Origin of the sequence: Balneola sp. (assembly GCA_002694685.1) — a bacterium.
GTDB lineage: Bacteria > Bacteroidota > Rhodothermia > Balneolales > Balneolaceae > Gracilimonas.
Genome location: NZMW01000010.1, coordinates 354,878 through 370,076, shown reverse-complemented (window position 1 = coordinate 370,076; position 15,199 = coordinate 354,878). Strand labels below are relative to the sequence as shown.

The 15,199-nt window shown below is 42.5% G+C and carries 12 protein-coding genes; 8 read left to right on the top strand and 4 right to left on the bottom strand.

Annotation, left to right across the window (positions count from 1 at the left end; genetic code table 11):
- Positions 1-54: 54 nt before the first annotated feature.
- Positions 55-1,179 carry an MRP family ATP-binding protein gene (locus CL667_11290; GenBank protein MAL18286.1) on the bottom strand — a complete coding sequence of 375 codons (1,125 nt, stop codon included), beginning with the start codon at positions 1,177-1,179 and terminating at the stop codon, positions 55-57.
- A 294-nt stretch (positions 1,180-1,473) separates the two neighbouring features.
- On the opposite strand from CL667_11290, the gene gcvT reads away from it, so the two are divergent.
- The 5 genes from gcvT (at position 1,474) to CL667_11265 (ending at position 7,581) form a co-directional block, all read left to right on the top strand.
- Complete coding sequence (gene gcvT / locus CL667_11285) at positions 1,474-2,577, top strand: glycine cleavage system protein T (protein ID MAL18285.1); 1,104 nt, start codon at positions 1,474-1,476, stop codon at positions 2,575-2,577.
- Positions 2,578-2,596: 19 nt separating this feature from the next.
- A complete protein-coding gene (locus CL667_11280) occupies positions 2,597-3,334 on the top strand; it encodes a 2-phosphosulfolactate phosphatase (protein ID MAL18284.1) in 738 nt (245 codons plus the stop codon).
- Positions 3,327-5,876 (top strand): DNA translocase FtsK, encoded by a 2,550-nt coding sequence (locus tag CL667_11275; protein ID MAL18283.1) that lies wholly within the window; start codon positions 3,327-3,329, stop codon positions 5,874-5,876. Before CL667_11280 ends, CL667_11275 begins: the two co-directional genes overlap by 8 nt.
- Positions 5,857-6,483 carry a hypothetical protein gene (locus CL667_11270; protein ID MAL18282.1) on the top strand — a complete coding sequence of 209 codons (627 nt, stop codon included), beginning with the start codon at positions 5,857-5,859 and terminating at the stop codon, positions 6,481-6,483. The genes CL667_11275 and CL667_11270 overlap by 20 nt, the downstream gene beginning before the upstream one ends.
- A 69-nt stretch (positions 6,484-6,552) precedes the next feature.
- Positions 6,553-7,581 (top strand): TIGR00374 family protein, encoded by a 1,029-nt coding sequence (locus CL667_11265; protein ID MAL18281.1) that lies wholly within the window; start codon positions 6,553-6,555, stop codon positions 7,579-7,581.
- Positions 7,582-7,616: 35 nt separating this feature from the next.
- On the opposite strand, the gene CL667_11260 is transcribed toward CL667_11265, so the two are convergent.
- The 3 genes from CL667_11260 to CL667_11250 form a co-directional block, all read right to left on the bottom strand.
- Positions 7,617-7,955 (bottom strand): hypothetical protein, encoded by a 339-nt coding sequence (locus tag CL667_11260; GenBank protein ID MAL18280.1) that lies wholly within the window; start codon positions 7,953-7,955, stop codon positions 7,617-7,619.
- A complete protein-coding gene (locus CL667_11255) occupies positions 7,955-10,375 on the bottom strand; it encodes a penicillin acylase family protein (protein MAL18279.1) in 2,421 nt (806 codons plus the stop codon). The genes CL667_11260 and CL667_11255 overlap by 1 nt, the downstream gene beginning before the upstream one ends.
- 84 nt (positions 10,376-10,459) lie before the next feature.
- Positions 10,460-11,356: a hypothetical protein gene (locus tag CL667_11250; protein ID MAL18278.1), complete on the bottom strand. Its 897-nt coding sequence runs from the start codon at positions 11,354-11,356 to the stop codon at positions 10,460-10,462.
- 217 nt (positions 11,357-11,573) lie between these two features.
- Here CL667_11250 and CL667_11245 point away from each other — a divergent pair, with 217 nt between their 5' ends.
- From CL667_11245 to CL667_11235, 3 genes are all read left to right on the top strand, one after another.
- Entirely contained in the window at positions 11,574-12,767 is a 1,194-nt protein-coding gene (locus CL667_11245) for a D-alanine--D-alanine ligase (GenBank protein ID MAL18277.1), read from the top strand.
- A gap of 74 nt (positions 12,768-12,841) precedes the next feature.
- A complete protein-coding gene (locus tag CL667_11240; protein MAL18276.1) occupies positions 12,842-14,269 on the top strand; it encodes a hypothetical protein in 1,428 nt (475 codons plus the stop codon).
- Entirely contained in the window at positions 14,269-15,144 is an 876-nt protein-coding gene (locus tag CL667_11235) for a hypothetical protein (protein ID MAL18275.1), read from the top strand. The genes CL667_11240 and CL667_11235 overlap by 1 nt, the downstream gene beginning before the upstream one ends.
- Positions 15,145-15,199: the final 55 nt, after the last annotated feature.

Sequence of the window (15,199 nt, the reverse complement as noted above, 5' to 3'; positions counted from 1 at the left end):
CAGCATAAAGAATAGCTTCGGTAATTGGTGCTTGGGATTTGGGGCTTGTACGTTTTAAGGCCGAAATTTAATATCTACTTTTTTAGTTGGAGATTGCTCCTTAAGCCGAAGCGCCAGTTGCTGCTGCATGTTCCCGGTAGCCTGCATCAGAGCTGTTGCTGCCGGTGACTCACTGTCTTCCAATACAATCGGTTTTCCGGAATCTCCGCCTTCACGCAATGTTTGTTGAAGGGGCACTTCAGCCAGTACCGGGACATTCATTTCTTCTGCAAGATGTGCAGCCCCGCCTTTTCCAAAGATGTAGTACTTCTTATCCGGCATATCCGGAGGCGTGAAGAAAGCCATATTCTCGACCATACCGAGCACAGGCACATTCACTTTTTTAAACATGGCTATTCCTTTACGGGCATCATCTAGTGCAACGGTTTGTGGGGTTGATACAATAACGGCTCCCGTTAAAGGCACGGTTTGGACAATCGTAAGTTGAACGTCACCGGTTCCGGGAGGAAGGTCCAGAATAAGATAGTCTAGCTCACCCCACTCCACATCGGTCATAAATTGCTTCACAGCACTGGTTGCCATTGGGCCACGCCAGACCATCGCCTGATCTACATCCACCAAAAAACCCATCGAGACCAGTTTAATGCCAAATTTCTCATGAGGCACTAATTTCTTTTGTGTGGTGATATTTGGCCGGTCGTGGATGTTGAACATCGTCGGGATACTCGGTCCGTAGATATCGGTATCCATCAACCCAACTTTATGACCTTGTTTTGCTAAAGAGGCAGCAATATTAACGGCTACTGTAGATTTTCCTACTCCACCTTTTCCGGAGGCTACAGCAATAATGTTCTTAACGCCTGGCAAAATCTCTTGCTGTTGTTCTTGCTCTTTTCCCGGTTTTGAAGCTTCCATCTCATGCTTCATAGACAAATTTACCGCCGCCTGTATGTCTACAATAGCTTCTTTGTCAATAAAATTATGGATGGCTTCTTCACACTTTAGCCGAAGCTGTGTTTCAAGATCTTCGTTCTTCTCGGGGAACTCCAGGGTGAACGACACATATTTATCCTGACAAACGATATCCTGAACCATGTTCAGTGAAATGAGATCGCGCTGTTCGTTTGGGTGTAAAACCTGACTTAGTGCTGATTTAACCTGCTCTTTATTAATCGACATGTGATTGTTTAATTCTAAATTCGTTTTGGATTCAGCATATCTGTTTAGCTCTCAAAGATAAGGAACTTAACAGAGGGATATAAGGAACAGTTGCCATCAAAAAATAAATCCACCATAAAGTTTAGAAATCCCGTATTTCCAATGATGTTTGCCAATAAATCAGTAAGTTTAAGGGAACAATAAATCGGAGTATATTCGGCTACAATGGTTTGGTTAACAAACGCTTAATGGGGTTTGATCTGATCTCTGATCCCGTAGCCTGTACAAAAGAACGAACGAATTCTAGCAGATTACATGTCAAAAAAGACACCTTTCTATTCTATACACGAACAAGCCGGTGCTAAACTGGTTGATTTTGCCGGATATCAGATGCCGGTTCAGTACAAAGGAATTAAAGTTGAACATGCCGCTGTGCGTGAAGGCGTGGGTATTTTTGACGTATCACACATGGGCGAGTTCTATATAAGCGGACCGGAAGCACTCGATCTTATTCAACACGTAACGGTAAATGATGCCTCAAAACTTGTAGATGGCAAAGCGCAGTACACCTGCATGTGCTACGACGATGGCGGCATTGTTGATGACCTCATTGTATATAAGCTGTTTGACGGCAACGGATATATAGTTGTAGTCAATGCTTCTAATATCGAGAAGGACTTTAACTGGATTGCCGACAACAATTCCTTTGATGCGGATATCCACAATCAATCCGACGACACTTGTCTGTTGGCTGTTCAAGGGCCGAAGTCAGTGGAGACGCTGCAAAAGCTAACCGACCTTGACCTCAGTGATATTGGGTTTTATTCTTTTAAGATGGGCAACCTTGCTGGAATGGAGAACATTGTATTTTCAGCTACCGGCTACACCGGTGAAAAAGGATTTGAGCTTTATTTTGATAAGAGTCACGTTGATCCGGAGAAAGTTTGGAATGCAATTATGGAAGCCGGTGAAGAATTTGGAATTGAACCCTGCGGCTTAGGCGCCCGCGATACTCTTCGCCTTGAAATGGGATATGCACTTTATGGAAACGACATCTCTAAAGACACTCATCCCCTTGAAGCACGACTTGGCTGGATTACGAAATTTGATAAAGGAGATTTTATTGCCAAAGAGGTCCTTCAGCAGAAAAAGGAAGCCGGATTAGACCGACAGCTGGTAGGTTTTGTAGTAGAAGGCGAACGCAACATTCCGCGACAAGGATATGAGATTCAAAACGATGCTGGAGAAGCCATTGGAGAGGTTACCAGCGGAACAATGTCCATCACATTAGGTAAAGGTATAGGGATGGGATATGTTGCTAAAGAATATGCAGCAGAAGGCACAAACATCCAGATCAGTATTCGTAAAAAGACGGCCCCGGCTACCGTGACCCGCCCACCATTTATCAAAAAGAATTAAAGAGAGAGAAATAAAAAACATGCCAGATTTAAGTTATATCGACGTTTTCTTTTCCGTTCAGGCTTTTCAAGAAGAAGAGTTGCGTGGAAAAACTGCTGTTATCATTGATGTTTTAAGAGCATCGTCATCCATCACTACCGCCATTAGCAATGGAGCAAAAAAGATTATTCCGGTAGCTGACATGAGTGATGCCATGAAGATTGCTAACACTATGGATCAAAAAGATTTTCTGCTTTGCGGAGAGAAAAACGGATCTAAAATTGAAGGATATCATTTAGGAAATTCCCCGGCTGAGTACACTCCGGAAGTAGTTAAGGGAAAAACCCTGATTTTTAATACTACCAATGGAACCAAAGCGATCAAGAAAGCATCGCTGGCTAACCAGATTTATGTAGGCACTTTTCTGAATCAGCAAAGCATTTTAAATGCACTGAAGGAACACGATGACGAGATCGTACTGGTATGCTCAGGCTGGCAGGGACGTCTTTCCATCGAAGACACTTTATTTGCCGGTTCTATTGTTCATAATATTTCGGGTGGAAACCTCCCTGACTCTGCCAAAGATGGCGCGAAAGTAGCATTTGGTCTTTTCGAAAAATTTGGGGATGATTTAGAAGGCGCAATCAGTAAAAGTGATCATGCAAAAAGATTGGCTGAACTGGTTCCAAATGGCGATATTCCACTCTGTTGCAAAGTAAACGAATTCGATGTGCTTCCCGGAATGAAGGACGGCATCCTTACAAATTTGAATGGCTAATAAACTAAATACATCTACAACTACGGGACTAGACTCTAATCGCAAAGTGGAGATTATTGGCATCATTGTGATGTCGATTGCCATCTTGCTGGGCTTGAGTATATTATCCTACACTCCTGAAGATTATCAGTACGCCAAGAGTATATCCTTTATGGATCTCTTCAACCCTGATGCTTCTTCCCGATTGGTTAAAAACTGGCTGGGTCCCGTTGGTGCGTATCTTTCTCATTATTTAGTTCACAGCATGTTCGGTTACACCAGTATTATTCTGGCTCTGATTACCGGGTATCACGGCTGGCACACCTTTCGCCGTCGGGACTTCAAAGATTTAGGCTGGCTTACGGTTCTTTCTGTTTGGGGAATGATTCTCCTTTCTACCTTTATCGGCTGGTTAAATACCAATGCTGATTTCCCTTCTGATTCTATTTGGAGTGGTTCAGCCGGAATTGCTATTTCTCAGGTTCTGCAAAATATAACCGGACTGGGTTCTATTTTTATTCTTTCTGTTTTGATGATTGTCACCTTGCTGATGTTTGTGGACCGTGACCTTCAGAAAACCATCGACAGTGTCAAAATTTGGATGGATAATCTGCGCGATAAGATAGAAGACTGGCGGGCTGAACGTCAGCTCAAAAAAGAGCAGAAAGCTAAGGAACGTGAAGAACGCATTGCCGCGAAAAAAGCTGAAAAGGAAGAGAAAAAAGCACAGCAAGAATCAAATAAAGAAGAAAAAGAAGCAGCTAAAAAAGAGGAGTCAGACAAAGAACTCCAGAAAAAAGAAATTGCTGAACCCAAAGATGAGAAAGAAGAAGTAAAACCGGCACCTTCGATTGATGAGCTTGTCGAAAAGTCTGAGGAAGAAGAACGCAAGCAGCGGGAAAAAGAAAAAGAGCAGGTTAAATCAATTGACACGCGTCAGCGTGCTTCTCTCGAAAAAGAGGAAGTGGTTGATGAAGATGAGGATGATTTAGAGGTTTCCGTTTTTGTAGGGAAGGGCGAAGAACAAGCCGACGAGAAGGATCTGGACAAACAAAATCGCGAGAAGGCGAAAGAGACTCCGGTTATAAAGTATAAGTTCCCTAAAGTTGATTTGTTAGATTCTCCGCCAGACGAGGGAAATGAAGTTGATCTTGAAGAGATCAAAGAGAACAAGCGCATTATCTTAGATAAGCTGAAGCGGCACAAAATTGAGATTGTTGGCATCAATGCGATTGTTGGCCCAACGGTAACGCTTTATGAATTGGAGCCCGCTCCGGATGTTAAAATTTCGAAGATTGAAAGCTATTCCAATGACTTGAAGATGGCAACAGCTTCCAAGGGATTAAGGATGCTTTCACCCATTCCTGGAAAATCAGCAGTAGGTATTGAGGTACCGAACAGCACCAGAGAAACGGTTTACATTAAGCAGGTCATCAACACCAAGAAGTTTGTTGAAACTGATTTTGTGCTACCTGTTGCTTTCGGTAAGACGATTGAGAATGAAGTGTTTATGATCGATCTCACCAAAATGCCTCACTTGTTGATTGCAGGTGCAACGGGCTCTGGTAAGTCGGTTGGTATCAACACTATTATTACTTGTCTGCTTTACAAGTGCCACCCGGATAATCTGAAGTTTGTGATGATTGATCCGAAGAAAATCGAGCTTTCCCTGTATCGAAATATTCAGAATCACTTTTTGGCAATGCTTCCGGATGCAGATGAGCCAATTATTACGGATACCTCCAAAGCTCAGGAAACGCTGGAAAGTTTATGTAAGGAAATGGATGACCGCTACGATCTCCTAAAAATGGCGATGGTTCGTGACATTAAATCCTACAATGAAAAATATAAGACCGGAGAACTCGACGAAGATCTTGGCCACCGCCACTTGCCTTATATCGTAGTTATTATTGATGAGCTTGCCGACTTGATGATGACCGCTGGTAAACAAATTGAAGAACCTATTGCCCGACTTGCTCAGCTTGCACGAGCTATTGGTATTCATCTGGTGGTTGCAACGCAGCGACCTTCCGTAAACGTAATTACCGGTACTATCAAAGCTAACTTCCCAGCTCGAATTGCTTATCAGGTGGCTTCAAAAGTGGATTCCAGAACAATCTTGGATCAAGGCGGAGCCGACCAGCTTATTGGTATGGGTGACATGTTATTTAATAACGGAACCGGGATGATCCGTATTCAGAATGCTTTTGTTTCTACGGAAGAAGTTGAATCCATAAACACATTTATTGGACAACAGGCCGGATACAAGGAACCTTTCCATCTGCCCATCATTAAAGATGATGTAGCAGAGATTCCCGATCCGCTGGAAGATATCGACGAATATTTCGAAGCCGCTGCAAAGCTGGTTATTCTCCATCAACAAGGATCCGTTTCTCTGCTACAGCGTAAATTAAAAATTGGCTACAACCGCGCCGGGCGAATTATTGACCAATTATTTAACGCCGGCATCGTTGGACCTTATCAGGGAAGTACAGCACGCGATGTACTTGTCAGTGATGAAGAAGAACTACAGGAAGTATTAGATGGATTGGATGAATTTTAAACGTATCAGAACTCCTTTTTTAGTCCTTATTTTTGGACTGCTAACAACCTCTCTATTAGCCCAAACACCCAACTTCGACCGGCTTAAAAACCAGTTCGATGACGGTCAAGTCTTTCGGGCTATTTTCAGTCAAACCTTTACCGATTCTTACACGGGAGAAGTAACTGAAAGCCAGGGAGAAATCTGGCTGGATAAAATCCGCTATAAACTCGAAGCAGACGGCCAGGTTGTAGTTGTAGATGGAGAAACCTCAAAGGTCTACGACCCTTCCCGAAACCGAGTCATCATTGATTTTTATGATTCTGAGGAAGACGATTTTGCCCCTTCACGAATGTTAGGCGGTATTGACTCAACCTACTCTGTTTCTGAGGAGCAAGCCGGTCAGCGTACTAAAATCACTCTTACAACGGACGATGACTTTGCAGTGTTTTCCAGGGTTGAAATCTTAATTGATCGTCAATCAAGGCCTGTTAAGATTACTGCATGGGATATTTCTGACAATGAAATTGAAACTAATTTTACCAACGGCACTTTTCTTGATCCGGCAAAAGATCTTTTTCAAATCTCCTATCCCGAAGATGCCGAAGTGGTAGATATGAGATATTAATTTCGGTAGTCGTTATTCGTTAATCTGGAGGAAAACGAATAACCATTAACGAATGCACTAAATTTATTAATGGATACAAAAAAAGTACTAAAAGTTGTTGGCAGTGTTTTACTAGGGATTCTTTTCCTCTGGTTAGCTTTTAAGGAAGTAGAGTTTTCGGAAGTTGTTGAGTCAGCCCGCGACATGACTTGGTTCTGGATTTTACCATTTGTCATTACTACGCTTCTGGCTCACTATATCCGCGCTCTTCGATGGGAAATGTTATTTACCAATAAAGAGAAAGTCCCTTCAAAAACCACGCTTTTTACCGGGGTACTGTTTGGCTATCTCGTAAATATCCCTTTACCCAGAGTTGGCGAAGTTGCCCGCCCCGTTTATGTTGCCCGGCAGGTTGATGAAAGTAACAGCAAAATCATCGGCACAATTGTTTTAGAACGGGTTGTCGACTTACTTGGGATGTTGCTTTTAATGGCTTTTGTTGTTGTTTTCCTGGTTGCCGATCCTCAGGTTTTATCACGGCTTTTTGGCGTTGATATCACCAGTTCAGAAACACAGCTTAGTTTCTTTTTAACGCTGCTTAAGTTTGGGCTGATCGCAGCTGCAGGCCTGGCCGGATTATTCTGGCTTTTTAAAAAAGCAGCTGAAAAAACAGACGGAAAAATCGCTGATTTTGCTCATAGCGTTCAGCGTATTATTAAAACATTTGTAGACGGCTTATTGGCTATAAAAGAACTCAAGAACTGGCCTTTATTTATCTTTTATTCGCTTCTTATCTGGGCTTTCTATATTGCTATGACCTACATCGGGTTTTGGATGTTTGACATGCAGGAAGTCTATAATTTGGGTATCACTGAAGCTATCGTGCTAACGGTTGTAAGCGCTGTTGGGCTTTCTATCCCAACCCCGGGCGGAGTGGGCACATACCACCTTTTTATTACCAAAGCACTCTTCATTTTTTACGCTGTACCTGAAGCTACGGGACTTGCATACGCAACCATTGCTCATGCCTCTACGCTTGTCTTAATTATGATCTCTTCCCCAACTATGCTCGCCATCAATAAGTATGTGATGATGAAGAAAGAGGCGAATGAACATTGAATAAGGAACATTCAATGTTGAATGTTGAAGTGGACTTAGATTAATGTCATTCCGAACCATGCGGAAAGTAAAGTTGATATGCAGCAGATTATAATGGTTGTCAGCTGTGCCTTTTTTGATTCGGCTTTCAAATATCCATAAAAGCTTAGGATTGTAGCTGACAGACTTTCTACAAAAAAGAATAAAGTGATTTTATAAGGGTCCCTGACTGACTCAGGAAAATAGCTCATCAACATTTGTACCTGCTCAAAATAGGAAAGGGAGTCATCCGCTGAAATGGAGAACCACAATCCCAAATATAAAACCGGCAAGACAAGAAGAAATATACTAAACCGGATGAAGTTTCTACTTTGTTTAGATGAAGATGATCTCATTATGAGTCAGCAGATTTGAGGCTCAACTTGTAGTTAAAGTCCGAAGGTTCTTCTTTGAAAAAATCTAATTCGAAAAGACCTCCTGTTCGCCACGTTTCAATCATAGAGTCATAATTTGGCGAACCCGGGTTTCCGGAAGCCCCGCCTGGATATACTCCCCAGCCTTTTACTTCAGGACCTAACTCAACCACCATTCTCCAGGAAGGTCCATTGCCACCACGAGTAGCATTTACGGCATCAGAAGAACCACTGCTAAATAAATTCTCTGCTCCTAATCCGGGAATGTTGGCCAGGTGATCAATATCATTGTTGATAGCAACTCCCCACTTCCATTGATCTCCTAATGCTCCCCATGCGGTAGTAAGTTCAGAATAAGTTTCTTTTAGGGTAGCTAAAGCAAGATCTTCTCTGGTTTCAACTCCTTCAGTAGTCAAATCATCTATAAATGAAAAATCCGGATCGGTTTTCACTCTCTCAACAAAGATATCACGAGAGGGGTAGCGGAGGCTGGCCTCTGTGGTTTCATATTCATCGTACAGCACAGCACCATAGAAATTACTTGCCCACTGCCGGAATATTGATGGAGTTAATTCCTCTGCATCCATATGATAATTCCACTCTTCCAATAAGTCATAAAGCACTTGTTCTTCGGGAGACAGGCTGGATTGATCCGTCCACATTAACAAGCTTGGTAACAGAGTAGCAGCATAATAGCTGTAATCATCCATCTGCATTTCCTGCATATCTTGTGGTGTGATGTTTTCCATGGACTCCAGCAGATCATTGATTCTTCGACCTCGTTCAAAAGGAGCAAAATCATCATCCAGGTAATAGGGGTAGTCCGGTGCCGCTGATTCCTGATTAGCCGAACTCACAAAACCTCTTTCCGGATTTTTAATATGAGGAACGTGATCTCGGGGAATCCATCCTTGCCAGTCGTAAGCAGGGTCTGTCCCATCACTCACCGTTCGCCCCTGATGCTCCCACTTATTCGGGAACAACCCATTTACCCAGATAGCTATATCACCTTCATTACTCGCAAAAACAAAATTCTGAGCGGGCGCCTTATAATTTTTCAGAGCAGTCACGTAGTCCTCATAATCTTCTGCCCGGTTCAATTCATAAAAAGTTTTGAATTCATTAGAAGGTTCATGAGCAATCCAACGCATCGCATGGTACACCGGAGCCCGTTCATCATTTACATTAGATTGAACTTCAGTTACCGGTCCATGATGGGTGTATATAACCGTATCCATCACCGTTTCCTGCCCGCGTACTTTTATCTCTTCTATTCGGGTTGATGTGGGTTTCCACTTCCCATCGTGCCAGTATTCTTGCTTGTTATCATCTTTGAATTTGATTTCATACCAATCCAATACATCGGAGCCGACGTTTGTCACGCCCCATGCTACATCTTCGTTAAAGCCTATAACCACTCCAGGTGAGCCTTGTAAACTTACCCCATACGTATTTACTCCGGGGGCATGTAGCTGAACTTCATACCAAATTGAGGGAAGCGTCAAAGAAAGGTGTGGATCATTAGCCAAAATAGGATAACCTGAGGCCGTCTTATCTCCGCTTACCGCCCAGTTGTTACTCCCGATTCCTTCTTCAACAGTAAAAGCTTGCACCTCTTTAGCTGAAGCAGGAACGTATAAGCTATCAGGAGCTTCTGGAATATCGGTTTCAAAATCCCATTCTCTTGAGGGAGGAATAATCGGGTCATTAAGTTCTGGATCGCGGGTAAAAAATTGCTCTACAAAATCTTCACCAAAGTAAGCAAGCGTATTGCTGGTGCGATCGTCATTGCTTCTTCCTGCCAATGTTCGGGTCATGTTTTTAAACAGTAAGGCCGTTTTAAGCGGCACCCACTTTTCAGGAGCAGTGTTCAGAATTTTATATTCTAGCGGATAGTCGGCAGGGGAAAGTTCATCAATAAAGGCATTCACCCCATCTGCATATGCCGTAATCGCTTCGAGCATGGCTGGTTCTTTTTGAATTTCCTCCAAAGCCTTTTCTGCCCCATAAGGCATTCCCCAGCGACGCGTATTCTTGTCCCGGTTTAGTAGTGATGGACCCACAATTTCAGCTAATCTTCCTGCTGCGTCATAGGTTTGCATCTCCATTTGAAACAGCCGGTCTTGAGCCTCTATATATCCCTGAGCTAAGTATAAATCATGATCATTCTTAGCAAAAATATGTGGTACGCGACGGTCATCATAATACACCGATACGTCCTCTTTCAAGCCGGGAATATCTAACTCCTCTGAGTTAGGAACCGAAGTCTCAGCGTTTGCCCAAAATCCGGCATCCGGATCAAAAAACTTACCTAAGGGTGGAACTGAACCAAATTTTGTGTTTAAGGAGATGATAAGAGCGAGGAGGATGAGAAACGAGATTCCAGACTTTACATAGTTCATACAGAAAATTTTAAATGCTCAGTGTTAAGTGTTAAATGGAGTTCTTCATTTAACACTTAACATTTAAAATTACAACATTACATCCTACCACAACAGCATTTTCATGCAAAACACAGAACCGCCGCTTTTTAGGAATTGATAGGTGCTGAATTCATGAATTTTAAACCCGGCTTCTTTCAGCTTATGATTTACATCGACACAGCCTTGCTGAATAAATACATTCTTTCCATCGGGACAGGTAGCATTACAGGCGAATAACTTTTCAGCCTCATACTTAGAAACTTCAATTACATTTTTGAACAGAGTATGGATCAGTTCTTTTCCGTTATCAGTGAACGCCTTTGGATAATACATCACTGTTTCGGAATCAAGCATACACAGGCAGGTGTCCAGGTGATAAAACCGTTCATCAACCAGCTCGAGCGCTATTACCGGAGTATCAAAGGTTTCTGAAATCACATCGTACACTTCTTTGGAAGATCGGTATCCGTACCCTCCCCAAAGCAATCTTTTTTTGAAATGCCAGATGGCATCGCCCATCCCTTCAAAACTGGAAAAACGGGTGTTATCCAGATGTACAATTTCATAGCTGGTCTCTTCGTACACTTTCTGAATGAATGGCACCTCACCTTTCCGCTGCTCTGAGTTCATCACGCTCATAATCACTTCCTTCTTGCCGTCTTTTGTGATGTTCGGCAAACTTTGATTTGCACAGAAAACCATATCTGGAAATCCCCGCCTTCCTTCTTCCACATGCACATAAAAACCTAATTCTTCGTAAGCGGCCTTAAGATGTTCCCATTCATTTTGCGCAGCCAATTTATCAACGTCGCCGATATGGCCTTCCATGTGCGGATTAATTACATACTCCACCGAAAAATATGTTGGCTTTACCAAAAGAACTTTCTCTGGCGCCGGCATATTTTCCAGCTCAGAGACGTTAAAATCCAATTGATTGACGGATGTAATTACCTTACTCATGCACGAATTTTTTTAAGGTTGATGAGGACAACGAATATTGAAAATATCAGTTTGAGGAACAAGATCAAGTTTTATAAGATAGGTATTAGATACGAGGTTTTAGGTGTTAAGATTTTCAAGACTACCAACCCCCTAAAACCATCTAACTAAAAACTAACTGCTATTAACAATTGAACGTAAACAATCCTATTTTCGGCTATAAACTTATTTAAACGATATGTCTCAAAAAAATCTCATTGTGGCCTTTGGCGGTGTTTCGCCGGAGCACGAAGTTTCAGTTTTAACGGCCATTCAGGCAATTTCAGCCCTCGAAGAAAGTGAATATAACTGCATTCCTCTTTATGTAACGAAATCGGGGCGGTGGCTTACTGGTGAAAAACTTCTGGATTTGAGCAATTACAAAGAACTCTCAAAGCTCCAAAGCGAGTCTGTTTCGTGTGCGTTTGTGAAATATGAAACCGGCAAAACTCACCTCAAAGAACAAGAGGGCGGCGGACTCTTTTCTAAGCCAAAAAGCTTTCCGGTTTATGCTGTGCTTTGTGCTTTTCATGGAAGTGAGGGTGAAAATGGCTCTTTCCAGGGTGTTTGTGAAATGATGAATGTTCCGTATTCCGGAAGCGGAGTGTTAGGATCTTCTTTGGGAATGGATAAGGTGAAGGCTAAACTTGTTGCAGCAGCCAATGGAATTCCGGTTACTAAAGCTGTGAATTTTTATGAAAGTGATTGGGAGAAAGAACAGGAAGATATTATTACGGTGGCCGAAGACTTTGACTACCCACTGATTGTAAAACCGGTAAGCCTGGGAAGCAGCATCGGCGTGGCAATCGCCAATGATAAAGCCGAACTGATTGATGCCGTCGAAACTGCTTTCCGTTACGATGCACACATGCTGATCGAAGAAGCCGTAAATCCTCTCATGGAAATAAACTGCTCTGTGATGGGAACCCCAGACGACTGCCGGCCCAGCGTTTGCGAAAAACCATTGGGACACAAAGAAACCCTTTCTTTTGAAGATAAATACCAAAGCGGTGACGGTGCTGATAAAGGCATGGCCTCCGCTGATCGTGTTATTCCGGCAGATATTTCTAAAGAACTCACTAAGAAAATTCAGAATCTGGCCACCAAAACTTTCTCTGCACTGGATGCTTCCGGCTTAGCTCGTTTAGACTTCCTGGTGAATGCAAATACCGAAGAAGTCTATTTCAATGAGATCAATACCATTCCGGGTTCTTTCTCCTTCTACCTTTGGGAGAAATCGGATATTAGTTTCAGGCAATTGATGGAAGAATTGATTGAAATCGGCGTTCAGCAACACCGGGCAAAAAATGGCCGGGTAAGAAGCTATGAAACCAATCTTTTGAGTGAAAAAGCATTAAAAGGTATCAAAGGGTTAAAAGGGAGTAAAAATTAACACTCAGCTATGTTAAAAGGAATGATTTCTACGTTGCTTATTTTCTGTTACTAAATCTGAAAAAGAACACCTCCATGAATAAATTTGTCCTCTTTTTATTACCGCTGATCGTTTTCGCCTCCTGTGGTAAGGACCTCGAAACAGTTACGGTAAAGTCGGACGCTAAAGACCTTTTACAAGCACCTTCTGATTCTCTATTCAATGTCCCCGATTCCGATAGCGATGATTTTATACAAGTCAGGCTTGGTGAAATCGCAACCATTGAATCGCTCGACCCTCTTTATGCTTCTTCAAATAGTGAATTCCGGACGATTAACCTTTTGTATGAAGGGCTCACCAGTTTAAACGGCCTCGGTTCCCCTACGCCAAGACTGGCAAAAAGCTGGGATGTCAACAGCGATTCAACCCGCTTCATCTTTAACTTAAGAACCAATATTTACTTTCATGATTCTTCGGTTTTTGAAGGTGGAAATGGACGCCGATTCAAAGCGTCTGATGTCAGCTACATATTTAAGCGGATGACTGACAATAATGTCCCTGATTTCACAGCTGATCATTTCAAAGACATTCGTGGATTCTCTGCTTATCACAATGAACAGACTTATATAAAAGATCCCGCAAAACGAGTATTAACTTCGATTGGAGGAATTGTAGTCCGAAACGACTCAACCGTCATTTTTCATATGAATAAACCGGCGCCTGACTTCCTGAAGCGCTTAGCACACCCTATGGCTTCTGTCTATGCCAAGGAATCGGTTCCTACAACTGGGCTGATTCAAAAAGCGGCAGGAACAGGACGTTTTGCCTTCATAAAAAAAGAGGGGAACGCATATCTTCTTACTACCAACAAAGACTACCGGGGATTCATCCCAGCAATAAGCCGCCTGGATATTATCTCAGGACTGTCGGAGAAGGACTTATACCAGCAGTTTGCTCAGGGTAATATTGACGCTTTAGTAGAGCTAGGAGCATCGACATTACTCACTGTAGCTGATTCTTCCGGAAACCTAAATCAAAGCTTTATTAATCAATTCAACCTTAGTAAAGCAGAAGCCACTTCAAGCTATAACCTTTACTACAACACAAGCTCAGGTCAGGATAATCAACTAAGCGAGTTTTTCACAGCATTGAAACCCGAAGCTCTGCTTCAAAATAAAGCCCTGGGATCTGTCAAAATTGATTCAGTCAACTTAACTTCAAACCAAAACACCGCCACCCGGCAGTTTGTTGTTACACAGACTGAGCATCCTTTCGAATTGTTTTTACTGAATAATATGGCTCCCCAAGCAACGGGAGCAAACTTTTCGTTTTCAATGAATGCCTCTTATGCCATTTCAGATAATGTCACTTTTACTACAAGACCCTATCCCGGAACTCAGAAGTTTTTAAGCTGGGAGTCGCCCATTTATATCCTCAGCAATAATCGCGTTTCCGGTTTGAAGGTTGATGATGAGCCTTGGAACCTGAGTTTTACATCTCTAAAAATTTCTGGTGCAAACTGATGAAGCTTGGAATCATTGCAAATCCCAAAAAGTATGAAGTACGTGAAGTGCTTGCCGGTACCATTAAATGGGCTGAGCAAAAGAGTATTCCCTTATTCATAAACACTGAGGTTTGCGAACAAACAGAACTAAATCACTCAGAAGTCATTCAAAAAACGGACTCTGACCTAGATTCCATAAAAGCTTCAGATATTGTTTTGGTGATGGGAGGCGATGGCACCATTCTATACACGGCTCGGATTTCAAAAGACATCAACAAACCGATCCTGGGCATTAACAGCGGGCGGCTGGGATTTATGGCCAACACGCAAAATGAAGATCTGGAGCGTGCCTTAGATTGCCTTCTCAATAATGATTATACACTTGATAAGCGCTCATTCCTACGAGCTACAGATTCCAAAGGAAATGAATATCACGCCCTAAATGAATTTTTGTTTACCCGGAAAGACTCCATTTCAATGGTGAACGTAACTGCGGAATATGATAGCAGTCTCATCAATACTTATTGGGCTGATGGATTGATTGTGGCTTCACCAACCGGATCAACTGCATACAACCTTGCTTCCGGCGGACCTATTGTAGCTCCGGGAACAGAGGTTTTTTTAGTTACTCCTATCAACCCGCACACGCTTACTACACGTCCGCTAGTGTTGAACTCTAAGAAGCCGTTAAGAATCACTATCGAAAAGCAACAGAGTGAAGTTCAGTTTTCGTACGACGGACAAATTCATGAAATCGAAACCTTCCCGTTTGAAGTTGAAATTCTGAAATCAGATTTAACGTTTGACCTGGTACACCTTCCCGGACAAGATTATTTTGAAACTTTAAGAAATAAGCTCATGTGGGGCATGGATAAAAGACGAAATCAAAAGTAAGAGCCAAGGAGTTAGAATAATACTGAGGTCTGACTCCTGAGTTCTTATTTATTAT